Source organism: Streptomyces sp. NPDC034084, assembly GCF_055575535.1.
Genome location: NZ_JBVISK010000003.1, coordinates 359422 through 372894, shown reverse-complemented (window position 1 = coordinate 372894; position 13473 = coordinate 359422). Strand labels below are relative to the sequence as shown.

Genomic DNA, 13473 nt, shown 5'->3' with positions numbered 1-13473 from the left:
CGTCGCCCCGGTGGCTCTCCCAGCGCCGGACCGTGCGGCGGCCTCGGCGAGAGAGCGGAGCTCCATGCGGTACCACGACCGGCCCGGCCACCCGGAAGACGCGCCCGGGGGCGACCCCGCACGCCCGGTGGGGCGCGGCGGCGGCCGGCACCGCAGAGGCGGTGCGGTCCGGCGGCACGCGCTGCGCCGCCCGTCCTTCCGTACCACCGTCACGGCCCTCGGAGCCGCGGCCCTCGCGCTGACCGTGGCGACCGGCATGTACGTGGCCGCCCCGGCCACCGGCACGATCACCACCGCGGCCCCCCGTGAAGCGGCCCCGCGTGAAGCGGCCCCGCGTGAAGCGGCGCCGCGTGAAGCCGCTGCCGGGAAGGCGGCGCGGCTCCTCCGGGACGTCGTCGCCCTCGCCAACGCCGAGCGGGGCAAGGCCGGTTGTGCCCCGTTGCGTTCCGAGGCCCGTCTGCGGGCCGCCGCCCAGGGACACGCCGACGACATGGCCGCCCGCGACTACTACGAACACCGCAGCCCGGAGGGCCGGGACGCGGGCGACCGGATGAGCGGCGCCGGGTACGCGTGGTCGGCCTGGGGAGAGAACATCCACCGCGGGCCGAAGACCCCGGCGCGGGTGATGAGGGAATGGATGGCCAGTCCCGGGCACCGGGCGAACATCCTCAACTGTGGCTTCGAAGACATCGGCGTCGGGGTGAACTTCGCCACCGACGGGCCCTGGTGGGTGCAGGACTTCGGCGCCCGGCGCTGAGGGTGGTCCGGCTGCCGTTCAGGGGGCGGGGGCGGCCAGCTTCTGCACCCAGATCCGGCCGCCGGGAGCGGTCACCGACGCCACGCCGGTGTCCCGGTACCGGCAGTCGAGCATGTTCTGCTCGTGCATGGCCCCGTCCCGCCAGTCCTCGACGACGGTCTCCGGATCGGTCGCGCCGCGCGCCAGGTTCTCGGCCCAGGCACTCCAGTCGTATCCGGCGCCGCTGATCCGGGCGTCCGCGAAGTCGCCCTCGGGGCTGCTGTGCCCGAAGTAGCCGCGCGCGGCCATGTCGCGGGCGTAACCGCGGGCCGCCGCGACGAGCCGGGGATCGGTCCGCAGCGGGGCACAACCGGCCGCCGCCCGGAGCCGGTTGACGAGTGCGGTGACCCGCTCCCCCGGGTCGACCGCCGACGCCGGGCGTGTGGTGCGGCGGGGTGCGGGGGCGGCGGTCGTCGGTGCCGGGGCGGCGGTGACCAGGGGGCTCGGGGAGGCCGTGGCCGGGGCGGTCGTCGCCGGAGGCGCGGCGGCGGGCCGGTGGGGCCGGACTCGTACCTCCGGCTCCGGCGGTACGAGGAGGGCGACCGCCCCGAGGACGGCGACGGCCGCGACCCCGGCCACGCCCGCGCGCCGCAGCGGGGTCCACCGGTCACCGCGTACAACGGGATTCCGCTCGTACGCGACGTACTCCACCGCCGGGCCGTCCGTGACCAAGGCCACGGCCGTCAGGGGCGGTACGAGGCCGATGCCGACGAGGAGGCCCTCGACGGGGGCGAGGCCGCGGCGGCCGCTCGCGCGGGAGGTGCAGTCGGCGCAGCCCCGTAGATGGCGGGCTATCCGCTTGCGCCAGAGAGGCGAGGGGCGCCCGTCCCAGGCCGTGATCGTCCCGGTGAGCTCCGGGCACGGTGGCAGCGCGTCGAGGGCTCGGACCACGGCGCGGCCGGTGTCCAGGCGTTCCTTCATCCGCTGGACGCGGACGGCGGCGTGCTGCGGGGTGAGGCCCAGGCCTTCGGCGAGTTCGGCGCGGGTGAGTTCGCCGGCGGCTTCCAGCCACCACAGGGCGAGGAGTTCGGCGTCGTCCTCGTCGAGCCAGCGGGTCGCGCGGGCCACGTCGCGGCGCTGCCCGGAGAGGCCGAGGCGGAGGATGGTGAGCTCGGTGAAGTCACCGGCCGGGTCGGCGAGGTCCGTGGCCCGGTCGAGGCCGGGGACGGGCGCCCGTCGGCGTTCCTGCCAGCGGCGCCGTATCCCGTTCATGGCGATGGCGACGAGCCAGGACCGGAAGCGGGAGGGGTCGCGGAGGCCGGTGAGGCCGTCGAGGGCGCGGACCATCGTCTCCTGGACGATGTCGTCCGTGTCGGCGTGGCCGTCGAGGGCCCGGCCGACGATGTTGTGGACGAGCGGGAGGTGGGCGCGGACCAGCGCGTCCCTGGCGTCCGCGTCACCCGCCCTGGCCGCCTCCACAAGGGCGGTGGTGCGTCGCTCGTCGCTGTCCATGGGTTGCTCCCTCATCCCGGGTCCGAGTCCCCCGTCGTCAGGAGACCCGTGGGCACGGGAGGGATAACACTTTCCGCCGGACGAGGGCTACACCGGGGGCACGGGCAGCCTCGGGACCGTGGCCCCGCGCCCCTCCCGGACGGCCTCCACCACGGCGTCGTGCAGCTCTCGGCTCTCCTCCTCCGATCCGCACGGAACGGGACTTCCCGACATGGTGAACCAGTCGGATGCGCCGCTGTACTGCACGGCCACGCGTGCCTCACGCTCGGCGAACGTCGTGTGCACGGTCAGATCGCCCGTGACGACGCCCACCTCGTCGGTCAGCACCCCACCTCGCCCGGTGTAGACACCGGCGGTCGTCCAAGATGCCCAGCTCATCCATCCAGGTTCACACCCGGGAGTGAGATGCGCCACCGACGGGGTCCGCCCCGGCCGAAGGTATTCCGGCCGGGGCGGTGCGGGTCTCGCGCCGGATCAGGCGAGGGACGCGACGGCCTCGTTGAACGTGGCGGACGGGCGCATCACGGCCGCGGCCTTGGCCGGGTCGGGCTGGTAGTAGCCGCCGATCTCGGCCGGGGAGCCCTGGACGGCGACGAGCTCGTCGACGATCTTCTGCTCGTTCGAGGAGAGCGTCTCGGCCAGCGGGGCGAAGGCCTTGGCCAGCTCCGCGTCCTCGGTCTGGGCGGCCAGCTCCTGGGCCCAGTAGAGGGCCAGGTAGAAGTGGCTGCCGCGGTTGTCGATACCACCGAGGCGACGGGTCGGCGACTTGTCCTCGTTGAGGAAGGTGCCGGTGGCGCGGTCGAGGGTGTCGGCGAGGACCTGGGCGCGGCTGTTGCCCGTGGTGGTCGCGAGGTGCTCGAAGGAGGCGGCCAGGGCGAAGAACTCGCCGAGGCTGTCCCAGCGGAGGTAGTTCTCCTTGACGAGCTGCTGGACGTGCTTCGGGGCGGAGCCGCCGGCGCCGGTCTCGAAGAGGCCGCCGCCCGCCATCAGCGGGACGACCGACAGCATCTTGGCGCTGGTGCCCAGCTCCAGGATGGGGAAGAGGTCGGTCAGGTAGTCGCGCAGGACGTTGCCGGTGACGGAGATGGTGTCCTCGCCGCGGCGGATGCGCTCCAGGGAGAACTTGGTGGCCTCGACCGGGGAGAGGATCTTGATGTCCAGGCCCTCGGTGTCGTGCTCCGGCAGGTACTGCTTCACCTTGGCGATGAGCCGCGCGTCGTGGGCGCGGTTCTCGTCCAGCCAGAAGACGGCCGGGGCGCCGGTGGCGCGGGCGCGGGTGACGGCGAGCTTGACCCAGTCCTGGATGGGCAGGTCCTTGGTCTGGCAGGCGCGGAAGATGTCGCCCTCGGCGACCTCCTGCTCCAGGAGGACGGTGCCCTCGGAGTCGACGAGGCGGACGGTGCCGGCCTGGGCGATCTCGAAGGTCTTGTCGTGGGAGCCGTACTCCTCGGCCTTCTGCGCCATGAGGCCGACGTTCGGGACGGAGCCCATGGTCGACGGGTCGAAGGCGCCGTGGGCACGGCAGTCCTCGATGACGGCCTGGTACACGCCGGAGTAGCTGTGGTCCGGGAGGACGGCGAGGGTGTCGGCCTCCTTGCCGTCCGGGCCCCACATGTGGCCGGAGGTACGGATCATGGCCGGCATGGAGGCGTCGACGATGACGTCGGACGGCACGTGCAGGTTGGTGATGCCCTTGTCGGAGTCGACCATCGCCAGGGCGGGGCCCTCGGCGAGCTCGGCCTCGAAGGACGCCTTGATCTCGGCGCCGTTCGGGAGGGCGTCGAGGCCGGCCAGGACGGCGCCGAGGCCGTCGTTCGGGGAGAGGCCGGCGGCGGCGAGCGCCTCGCCGTACGTGGCGAAGGTGTTCGGGAAGAAGGCGCGCACGACGTGGCCGAAGACGATCGGGTCGGAGACCTTCATCATCGTGGCCTTGAGGTGCACGGAGAAGAGCACGCCCTCGGCCTTGGCGCGGGCGACCTGCTCGCTGAGGAAGGTGCGCAGGGCGGCGGCGCGCATGACGGCGGCGTCGACGACCTCGCCGGCGATGACCTTCAGCGGCTCGCGGAGCTCACTGACGGTGCCGTCGGCGGCGGTGAACTCGAAGCGGAGGGTGTCGTCCTTGGCGATGACGACGGACTTCTCCGTGGAGGCGAAGTCGTTCTCGCTCATCGTGGCGACGTTCGTCTTGGACTCGGAGGTCCAGGCGCCCATGCGGTGCGGGTGGGTCTTGGCGTAGTTCTTGACCGAGCCCGGCGCGCGGCGGTCGGAGTTGCCCTCGCGCAGGACCGGGTTGACGGCCGAACCCTTGATCTTGTCGTAACGGGCGCGGACGTCCTTGTCCTGGTCCGTCTTCGGGTCGTCCGGGTAGTCCGGGAGGGCGTAGCCCTGCGCCTGGAGCTCGGCGATCGCGGCCTTGAGCTGCGGGATGGACGCCGAGACGTTCGGCAGCTTGATGATGTTGGCGCCGGGCGTCTTGGCCAGGTCACCGAGCTCCGAGAGGGCGTCGGGGATGCGCTGGCCCTCCTCCAGGAACTCGGGGAAGACGGCGATGATGCGGCCCGCGAGGGAGATGTCACGCGTCTCGACCGTGACGCCGGCCTGCGAGGCATACGCCTGGATCACGGGCAGGAACGAGTACGTCGCCAGGGCAGGCGCCTCGTCAGTGTGGGTGTAGATGATGGTCGAGTCAGTCACCGGGTGCTCCGCTCCACGTCTGCGTATGCGAGATTGCTCGACATCAAGATATCTCGTGATCGTGGTCCTCGGTAAAGGGCCCCACGAGCTCGTCGTCGCGCGGGACGCCGGCGTCCTCGACGAAGGGGCCGCCGAGCCGGTACGGAGCGGGGGCGCCGTCCACGTCGACCCGGCGGAGCAGGAGGAGCGGGATCAGTCCCGCGGCGGCGACGACTCCGGCGGCGAGGGCCTGGCCGCAGCGGTGCGCGAGCCGGAGCTCGGCCGGGTCGTACGGGGCGGTCGCGGGCAGCGCGAGGGCGTCGCCGAGCAGCCAGAGCCCGGCGCCGAGGCCACCCAGGGCGAGGAGGGCGAGCGTGAGGACCGCAGCGAGACCGGGCATGCCGGTCCCGCGTCGCGGGGCGGGGCGGACCTTGCCCTTGCGGGCGATGACGGCGAGGAGGCCGGAGGTCACGGCGAGGACGACGAGGGCGCCGGCGATGACGTCGCCGGGCCGGTGCTGCCCCGCCGCGATGGTGTACGCGCCGATCGCGGCGGCCCAGAGCGTGCAGGCGCCGACGGCGGGGGCGCGCAGCCGGTGGGGGACGACGAGGATCAGGCCGAGGGCGATGCCGAGGGCGAGGGTGGTCTGGGCGCTGGGGAAGCCGCTCGGGACGAGGCCGCCCGCGGTGTCGACGAGCCGGGGGCGGGGCGCGTACCGCTGGAGGAACCCGGTGACGGCGAGGGCGGTGACGACCGCACCGGCGGCGGCGCCGGTGAGGGCGTACCGCTTGCGTATGAGGCCGGTGGCGAGGAGGAGGACGCAGCCGAGGACGAGGGAGAGGGTGACGAGCCCGGCGAGGGAGGGGTGGTCACGGAGGAGCGTGACGGCGGCGGAGTCGGCGCGGCGGCCGGTGACGGCGGCGTCGCCCCAGCGGCGGCCGGTGGCGGTGAGGACGAGCCCCGCGTAGACGACGGTGAGGACGAGGACGGCCCCGAGGCAGGCACGGCGGGTCCGCGTGCGGACCCGAGTGCGGAACGAGCCGGCGGCCTCGCCGGCCACGGCGGCGTACCACCAGGTGTCACCGTTCTCCAGCGGCCTCGGGGAGCCGCCGGCGCGGAGCCTGTCATAGGAAGCCATGCACCGATTCGAACCCACGCCCGGCCGTGGCGCCCGCTGGACTCACCCGAACGACACGCCGGAGGACGGGAACCGGGCGGTCGGCGCCCGCCTCTCCCCCGGAGACCGCGCTTTCTCAGGCGGACGCCTCACGTGTCGCCGCCGCGCCGGGTCGGCCTCGGGCCGCTGGTCGTGATCGCTCTCCGGGGCGCCTCGGACGGCTGCATCTCGGCACCGGCGGGGTGGTGGGGTGCTGCGGTGCCGAGCGGGATCAGGAGGAGGAACGGACCACGAGCTCGGTGGGCAGCATCCGGCGGGGCTGCTCGTCCGGTTCGCTGGGCGAGGCGATCTCCTGGAGGAGCATCCGCGCCATGGTGCGGCCCATCTCCTCGATGGGCTGGCGGACGCTCGTGAGGGGCGGGTCCATGTGCCGGGCGACGGCCGAGTCGTCGACGCCGACGAGGGCCACGTCCTCCGGCACCCGGCGGCCCGCCTCGCGCAGGACGCTCCGCGCGCCCGCCGCCATCACGTCGGAGGCGGCGAAGACGGCGTCCAGGTCGGGCCGGCGGTCCAGGAGCTCCCGCATGGCGCGCCGGCCGCCCTCCTCGGTGAAGTCGCCGTTGGCGACGAGCGTGTCGTCGGGGGCGAGGCCGGCCTCCGTGAGGCCCTCGCGGTAGCCGTCGAGGCGGCAGCGGGCCACGTACATGTCGAGCGGTCCGGTGACGGTGGCGATCGCGCGCCGGCCCCGGGCGGCGAGGTGGACGACGGCGGACCGGCCGGCGCCGGTGTTGTCCGAGTCGACGAAGGAGACGCGCTCGTCCTCGCTTCGGCGGCCGTTGAGGACGGCGGGCAGGCCGAGGGCGCGGACCTGGTCGGGCAGCGGATCGTCGCCGTGGACGGAGACGAGGAGCACGCCGTCGACGCGCTGGGCGGCGAGGTACTGCTCGAAGCGCTGCCGTTCCTGTTCGCTGCGGATGAGGGTGAGCAGCAACTGTTTGTCGGCGTCGGCGAGTTCGGTACTGACTCCGCGGATGATGTCGAGGAAGTACGGCTCGGCGAAGAGCCGCGCCTCGGTCTCGGGGATGACCAGGGCGACGGCGTCGGTGCGACTGCCGGCGAGGGCGCGGGCGGCCCGGTTGGGAACGTAGCCGAGTTCGGCGACGGCCCGTTCGACGGCGGCCTTGGCCTGCTCGCTCACCTTCGGGGAGCCGTTGATGACCCGGGAGACCGTGCCACGGCCGACTCCGGCCCGGGCCGCGACCTCCTCAAGGGTGGGCCTGCCGGTCTGCCGCCCGCTCACCGCCATGTGCAGCTCCTCCCCTCGGGCCACCGCCCCGCCTGCGTGTGCACGCGAACCTATCAGGCAGGGCGGCGCCCGCCAGGGGCCGCGGCGGACGCCGCAGGACCCCGCCCCGGCCCGTGCCGCGCTTCGCCGCTCGGGCCTCCGGCCGTGTTCGGGCGCGCTCCGTATCCGGCCCGTCCCGCTCCGTATCTCCGCAGGTCAAAACGCCTTTATGTGCATAAGACACTCTTTCGGCGTACCGTCGTGTGGTTGCCCCGATTCCTCGACGCCCCGGGAGAGCGTGTGCCCCGCTCCAGGACCGACCGTGCCCTGACGCCCCGCGAGGGGCGCCGTCCGCGCCTGCGGACGGCGGCGATCGCGACCGGGGTGGTCGCCGTCGCCGCAGGCGGCCTCTACGTGGCGGGCCTCGTCGCCACCGGCGACGACATATCCGCCGGCACCCGGGTGGACGGGGTGGACATCGGCGGCATGAGCCGCGCCGAGGCCAGGGCCAGGCTGACGGCCGCGGCCCCGGCGTCCTGGAAGGCGCCGATACCCATACGGGTCGGCGACCGCGCGACCACCGTGGACCCGGCCACCGCCGGGCTGACCGTGGACGTCGCCAAGACCGCCGACCGAGCGGCCGACCCCTCCCGTGACCCCTTCACCGTGATCGGACGGCTCTTCTCCCCCGGTGAGCGCGAGATCAAGCCGGTGCTCGCGTACGACGACGCCAGGACACGCGCCGCCGTGGCCGGGCTGGCCAAGGAGAACGACCGGACGGTCCGCGAGGGATCCGTCGCCTTCCGCCACGGCCAGGCCGTCGCGACCCAGCCGGTGACGGGCCGGAAACTGGACGCCGACCGGGCCGCCGAGACCCTCCGCGCGGCCTACCCGGCCGCCACCGGCGCCGCCGCGGTGACGCTCCCCGTCTCGGTGACCGAGCCGAGACTGCCCGCCGCCGAGGTGACCCGCTTCCTCGACACGTACGCGAAGCCGGCCGTCTCCGGCCCCGTGACGCTCACGGCGGGCGGCGACCGGCTGCGGATCTCCGCCGCCACCCTCGGCGACCACCTCACCGTGAAGAACGACGACGGGCACCTCACCGCCTCCCTCGACGAGAAGGCCCTGCTGCGCGACCCGGACGTGGCCCGTCCCCTCGCCTCGCTGACGGGTGCGCCCGTGGAGGCGTCCCTCGGCGTGCGGGACGGCAAGGTCGTCGTGGAGTCCGAGGGCCGCCAGGGCCACGAGGTGACCGCGAAGGCCCTCGGCGACGCCGTGCGCCCACTCCTCACGAAGTCGGGCGACGCTGCCCGTACGGCTCCGGTGGCCACCAGGGCCACCGAGCCCGAGCTGACCGCCGGCTCGCTGGCCCGTCTGGGCATCACCGAGCAGATGTCGACGTTCACGGTGAACTTCCCCGCCGCGCCGTACCGGACGACGAACATCGGCCGGGCGGCGGAACTCATCAACGGCTCACTGGTGCGGCCCGGGGAGGTGTGGAGCTTCAACAAGACGGTCGGTGAGCGGACCCCGGACAACGGCTTCGTCGACGGCACGATGATCCTCGACGGCCAGTACCGCTCCGCCCCCGGCGGCGGCGTGTCGGCCATGGCCACCACCGTCTACAACGCCATGTTCTTCGCGGGGGTGCAGCCCGTCGAGCACGGCGCGCACTCCTTCTACATCGAGCGCTACCCGGCCGGCCGCGAGGCGACCGTCGCCTGGGGCTCGCTCGACCTGAAGTTCCGCAACGACACGGGCAAGCCGATCTACATCAAGGCGAGCGCCACGGACTCCTCGGTCACCGTGAGCTTCCTCGGCACGAAGAAGTACGACTCCGTCGAGGCGGTCGCCGGCCCGCGCACCAACCTGACGCAGCCCACGAAGCGCGAGGGCACCGGCAAGGCCTGTGTGCCGCAGCCGCCCCTCGAAGGCTTCGACATCTCGGTGGACCGCGTCTTCAAGAACGACGGCGTCGAGGTCAAGCGCGAGACGTACAAGACGCACTACACCCCGCGCGACGAGGTGACCTGCGAGCCGGCCCCCGAGGACGGCGACGCCCACTGACGGAAGGGTGTCTTCCGGTACGCCCGGGGCATGACTTCGGAGCGCGGCCCGTCAGCCCTGACGGCGGTCCGCACCGAACCTCCCCCGGACCGCCGGAGGCACGCCTTGGCGCAACGCAGCGACCCCTTCGAGCGGCTCCTCGGCGAGGCCGCGCGCGCGGGCACGTACCCGGGCGCCGCCTGGGCCGTGGGCGATGCCCGCGCCACGCTGTCGGAGGGGGCGGTCGGGCTGCTCGACCCGCTGCGCCCGGGTGAACCCACGCGCCCCGACACGCTGTTCGACGTCGCGAGCCTCACCAAGATCCTCGCGGTCTGGGCGGTCGTCGGCACCCTCGTCGACGCCGGGAAGCTCGACCCGACCGCCCCGCTCGGCTCGTTCTGGCCCGAGGCCGCGGGCCGCCCGCTCGCCGGGGCCACCGCGCACCACCTCCTCACCCACACGGCGGGCCTGCCCCTCCGCGCCAACCTCCGGCACCTGTACGGCTCCGATCCCCAGGACGTCCGCGACGGCGTCCTCGCCGAGCCGCTCCGGCACCGGCCCGGGCAGGCCGTCGCGTACACCGACCGCGCGGCGCTGATCCTCGGGTACCTCGCCGAACACCTCACCCGGCAGCCGCTCCCCCGCCTCGCCGGCGAGCGGATCTGGACGCCCCTCGCCATGACGGAGACCCGTTACGGACCGCTGCCCGCCGAGGTCAGGGAGCGGTGCGCGCCCACCGAGTACGACGAGGAGAGCGGCGCCCCGCTCCGCGGCACCGTGCACGACTTCTCCACCCGGCTGCTCGGGGGCGCCTGCGGGATCGCGGGGGTCTTCACCACCACCGCCGACATCGGCCGGTTCCTGCGCCATCTGCTCGTTCCGGTGCCCGGCACGTTCTCCGCCGCGTGGACCGCCGCGTCGCTGCGCGTCCACACCGGCCCGCTGGTCCCGCCGCGCGGGCTGTTCTGGCATCCGGCGCCGGGCACGGCACCGGCGGAGGACGTCTGGGCGCACTTCGGCTTCACCGGCACGGCCCTGTGGGTCTCGCCCACGCGCGACCGCTGGGCCGTCCTGCTCACCAACCGGCTCCGCCTCACCCGCGACCCCGGCCCGCTGGCCCGGGTCCGGGACGTCTTCCGGACCCTCGCCTTCGGCTGACCGGGGTGCGGGATCGAGGCGCCCTCGGGCCCCGCTCGTACGGTTCGGCACCCCTTGATTGATCAAACCGGCCGGGGGTTACCATATGAGCGCCGCCTAGCTCGAAAGATAATCTTGTGACTGTCAATGACGACTCGTTCACCAGTTGGAAGAACCGCGAGGAGATCGCGGAGTCGATGATCCCGATCATCGGGAAGCTGCACCGGGAGCAGGACGTCACCGTCCTGGTCCACAGCCGCTCCCTGGTGAACAAGTCGGTGGTCAGCATCCTCAAGACCCACCGCTTCGCCCGGCAGATCGACGGCGAGGAGCTCTCGGTCACCGAGACGCTGCCGTTCCTCCAGACGCTCACCACCCTCGACCTGGGCCCCTGCCAGATCGACATCGGTGTGCTGGCCGCCGATTACAAGACCGACGACCGCGGTCTGTCGGTGGCGGAGTTCACCGCCGAGGCCGTCGCCGGCGCCATCGGTGAGAACAAGATCGAGCGCCGTGACGGACGCGACGTCGTCCTCTACGGTTTCGGCCGCATCGGCCGTCTCGTCGCCCGCCTCCTCATCGAGAAGGCCGGTTCCGGCAACGGTCTGCGCCTGCGCGCGATCGTCGTCCGCGGCGGCGGCGACCAGGACCTCGTGAAGCGCGCCTCGCTGCTGCGCCGCGACTCCATCCACGGCCAGTTCCAGGGCACGATCACGGTCGACGAGGCGAACAGCACGATCGTCGCCAACGGCAACACGATCAAGGTGATCTACGCCAACGACCCCTCCGAGGTCGACTACACGGCGTACGGCATCCAGAACGCCATCCTCATCGACAACACCGGCAAGTGGCGGGACCGCGAGGGCCTCTCGAAGCACCTGCGCCCCGGCATCGACAAGGTCGTCCTGACCGCGCCCGGCAAGGGTGACGTGCCGAACATCGTGCACGGCGTCAACCACGACACGGTGAAGCCGGACGAGCGGATCCTGTCCTGCGCCTCCTGCACCACCAACGCGATCGTCCCGCCCCTGAAGGCCATGGGCGACGAGTACGGCGTGCTGCGCGGCCACGTGGAGACGGTCCACTCGTTCACGAACGACCAGAACCTGCTGGACAACTACCACAAGGCCGACCGTCGCGGCCGTTCCGCGCCGCTCAACATGGTGATCACCGAGACCGGTGCCGCCTCGGCCGTCGCGAAGGCGCTGCCGGACCTGAAGGCCCCGATCACCGGCAGCTCGATCCGCGTCCCCGTCCCGGACGTCTCGATCGCGATCCTGAGCCTGCGCCTGGGCCGCGAGACCACCCGCGCGGAGGTCCTCGAGTACCTCCGCGACGTCTCGCTGCACTCGCCGCTGAAGCGCCAGATCGACTTCACCACGGCCCCCGACGCCGTCTCGATGGACTTCGTGGGCTCGCGCCACGCGTCCATCGTCGACGCCGGCGCGACCAAGGTCGACGGCGACAACGCGATCCTGTACCTGTGGTACGACAACGAGTTCGGCTACTCGTGCCAGGTCATCCGGGTCGTCCAGCACGTCTCCGGCGTGGAGTACCCGACCTTCCCGTCCCCGGCGGTCTGATCCCCGACCGGACACCGAGAGCACGGCGGCGCGCCGCACTTCCCGTACGGGGGGTGCGGCGCGCCGCCGTTCCGGCGTTTCGGCGGGGCCGAACCCCGCGAACCGATCACGTCCCGCCGGCGTCCCTCCCGCCATGGAGACGCTCATCCACGGGATACGTCAGCTGCTGCGCTTCGTGGTCCTGGAGGCGCGCTGCTGCGCCTTCGCCGTCGCGCTCGTCGGCGGCATCGCCGTCTCGGCCCTGCTGCCCGGACTGCCGGTCGCCCGCTACGACCTGCTGCTCCTGTACGGCGTCGGGCTCACCGTCCTCGCGTGGAAGGTCGGCTGGGACACCGGCCGCGACATCGCCGTGATCGCCGGGTGCCATGCCATCGGCCTCCTCTTCGAGCTGGTCAAGGTGCGGCTGGGCTCGTGGAGCTATCCGGAGGACGCCCTGACGAAGTTCGGCGGCGTGCCGCTGTACGGCGGGTTCCTGTACGCGGCGCTCGGCAGTTACGTCTGCCGGGCCTGGCGCCTGTTCGACCTGCGGCTCACGGGCTACCGGCCCCGGGTCACGGCGGCCCTCGCCGCCGCCGTGTACGTGAACTTCTTCAGCCACCACTGGCTGCCCGACGCCCGCTGGGTCCTCGCCGCGCTGCTCCTGGCCGCGACGGCGCGGACCTGGGTGCGGTTCCGGGTCGGCGAGAGCGACCACCGGATGCCGCTCGCCCTGTCCTTCGTACTGATCGGGTTCTTCCTCTGGGTCGCCGAGAACGCGGCCACCTACGTGGGCGCCTGGAGCTACCCGGACCAGCTGAACGGCTGGCAGCCGGTCTCCCTGGCGAAGTTCGGCGCCTGGGCCCTGCTCGTCACGGTCACGTTCGTTCTCGCCGCAGAGAGGGAAAACCGGACATTTTCCGTGCACGCCCGGCGCGGTCGTGCTACAGTCGTGATCAGTTGCAGTCGTGGTTCCCAATGAATTTACAAGTGCCTTCGACGGTTCGACATCGTCAGGCACTTTATGTGTTTTCGGTCCAGTTTTTCCGGACGGGGCAATCATCACGGCGACGCCGGGATCCGCACAGTGCGGCTCCCAGGGCTACGCCCCGAAGGAGATATGACATGGCTACTGGCACCGTGAAGTGGTTCAACTCGGAAAAGGGCTTCGGCTTCATCGAGCAGGAGGGTGGCGGCCCGGACGTGTTCGCCCACTACTCCAACATCGCCACCTCCGGCTTCCGTGAGCTCCAGGAAGGCCAGAAGGTGAGCTTCGACGTCACGCAGGGCCAGAAGGGCCCGCAGGCGGAGAACATCGTTCCCGCCTGACGTTGACACGTCCGACGCGGCCGGAGTCCCACCCACGGGGTGAGGGCTCCGGCCCGTCGCTTTTTCCAGACTTTTCCGA

11 protein-coding genes are annotated in these 13473 nt (G+C 72.7%); 6 read left to right on the top strand and 5 right to left on the bottom strand.

Annotation, left to right across the window (positions count from 1 at the left end):
- Positions 1 to 64: 64 nt before the first annotated feature.
- On the top strand, positions 65 to 757 hold the full coding sequence (locus ACZ51I_RS12640) for a CAP domain-containing protein (protein WP_468874585.1): 693 nt from the start codon (positions 65 to 67) through the stop codon (positions 755 to 757).
- 18 nt (positions 758 to 775) lie between these two features.
- On the opposite strand, the gene ACZ51I_RS12635 is transcribed toward ACZ51I_RS12640, so the two are convergent.
- The 5 genes from ACZ51I_RS12635 to ACZ51I_RS12615 form a co-directional block, all read right to left on the bottom strand.
- The gene (locus tag ACZ51I_RS12635) at positions 776 to 2248 is read right to left on the bottom strand and encodes a sigma-70 family RNA polymerase sigma factor (protein ID WP_468874582.1); all 1473 of its coding nucleotides are present in this window, start codon (positions 2246 to 2248) and stop codon (positions 776 to 778) included.
- A gap of 87 nt (positions 2249 to 2335) precedes the next feature.
- Positions 2336 to 2626, bottom strand: coding sequence for a hypothetical protein (locus tag ACZ51I_RS12630; protein WP_468874580.1), 291 nt, complete (start codon positions 2624 to 2626; stop codon positions 2336 to 2338).
- A 96-nt stretch (positions 2627 to 2722) separates the two neighbouring features.
- Positions 2723 to 4942: an NADP-dependent isocitrate dehydrogenase gene (locus ACZ51I_RS12625; protein ID WP_468874576.1), complete on the bottom strand. Its 2220-nt coding sequence runs from the start codon at positions 4940 to 4942 to the stop codon at positions 2723 to 2725.
- Positions 4943 to 4985: 43 nt separating this feature from the next.
- Positions 4986 to 6059: a phosphatase PAP2 family protein gene (locus ACZ51I_RS12620; protein ID WP_468874573.1), complete on the bottom strand. Its 1074-nt coding sequence runs from the start codon at positions 6057 to 6059 to the stop codon at positions 4986 to 4988.
- A 250-nt stretch (positions 6060 to 6309) separates the two neighbouring features.
- Positions 6310 to 7344, bottom strand: a complete 1035-nt coding sequence (locus ACZ51I_RS12615; protein WP_468874571.1) for a LacI family DNA-binding transcriptional regulator — start codon at positions 7342 to 7344, stop codon at positions 6310 to 6312.
- 279 nt (positions 7345 to 7623) lie between these two features.
- Here ACZ51I_RS12615 and ACZ51I_RS12610 point away from each other — a divergent pair, with 279 nt between their 5' ends.
- The 5 genes from ACZ51I_RS12610 to ACZ51I_RS12590 all read left to right on the top strand — a co-directional run bounded on the left by ACZ51I_RS12610 (position 7624) and on the right by ACZ51I_RS12590 (position 13394).
- Positions 7624 to 9390: a VanW family protein gene (locus ACZ51I_RS12610; RefSeq protein WP_468874569.1), complete on the top strand. Its 1767-nt coding sequence runs from the start codon at positions 7624 to 7626 to the stop codon at positions 9388 to 9390.
- Between the two features lie 105 nt (positions 9391 to 9495).
- Complete coding sequence (locus ACZ51I_RS12605; protein ID WP_468874567.1) at positions 9496 to 10527, top strand: serine hydrolase domain-containing protein; 1032 nt, start codon at positions 9496 to 9498, stop codon at positions 10525 to 10527.
- Between the two features lie 116 nt (positions 10528 to 10643).
- Positions 10644 to 12089, top strand: a complete 1446-nt coding sequence (locus tag ACZ51I_RS12600) for a glyceraldehyde-3-phosphate dehydrogenase (RefSeq protein ID WP_468874565.1) — start codon at positions 10644 to 10646, stop codon at positions 12087 to 12089.
- Positions 12090 to 12222: 133 nt separating this feature from the next.
- Positions 12223 to 13047 (top strand): DUF817 domain-containing protein, encoded by an 825-nt coding sequence (locus ACZ51I_RS12595; RefSeq protein WP_468874563.1) that lies wholly within the window; start codon positions 12223 to 12225, stop codon positions 13045 to 13047.
- 143 nt (positions 13048 to 13190) lie between these two features.
- A complete protein-coding gene (locus ACZ51I_RS12590; protein ID WP_033323720.1) occupies positions 13191 to 13394 on the top strand; it encodes a cold-shock protein in 204 nt (67 codons plus the stop codon).
- Positions 13395 to 13473 lie beyond the last annotated feature (79 nt).

Bases quoted from the DNA above. Each gene is read 5' to 3' on its own strand.
- ACZ51I_RS12640 (WP_468874585.1), top strand. From the start codon at position 65: ATGCGGTACCACGACCGGCCCGGCCACCCGGAAGACGCGCCCGGGGGC.
- ACZ51I_RS12635 (WP_468874582.1), bottom strand. From the start codon at position 2,248: ATGGACAGCGACGAGCGACGCACCACCGCCCTTGTGGAGGCGGCCAGG.
- ACZ51I_RS12630 (WP_468874580.1), bottom strand. From the start codon at position 2,626: ATGAGCTGGGCATCTTGGACGACCGCCGGTGTCTACACCGGGCGAGGT.
- ACZ51I_RS12620 (WP_468874573.1), bottom strand. From the start codon at position 6,059: ATGGCTTCCTATGACAGGCTCCGCGCCGGCGGCTCCCCGAGGCCGCTG.
- ACZ51I_RS12615 (WP_468874571.1), bottom strand. From the start codon at position 7,344: ATGGCGGTGAGCGGGCGGCAGACCGGCAGGCCCACCCTTGAGGAGGTC.
- ACZ51I_RS12595 (WP_468874563.1), top strand. From the start codon at position 12,223: ATGGAGACGCTCATCCACGGGATACGTCAGCTGCTGCGCTTCGTGGTC.
- ACZ51I_RS12590 (WP_033323720.1), top strand. From the start codon at position 13,191: ATGGCTACTGGCACCGTGAAGTGGTTCAACTCGGAAAAGGGCTTCGGC.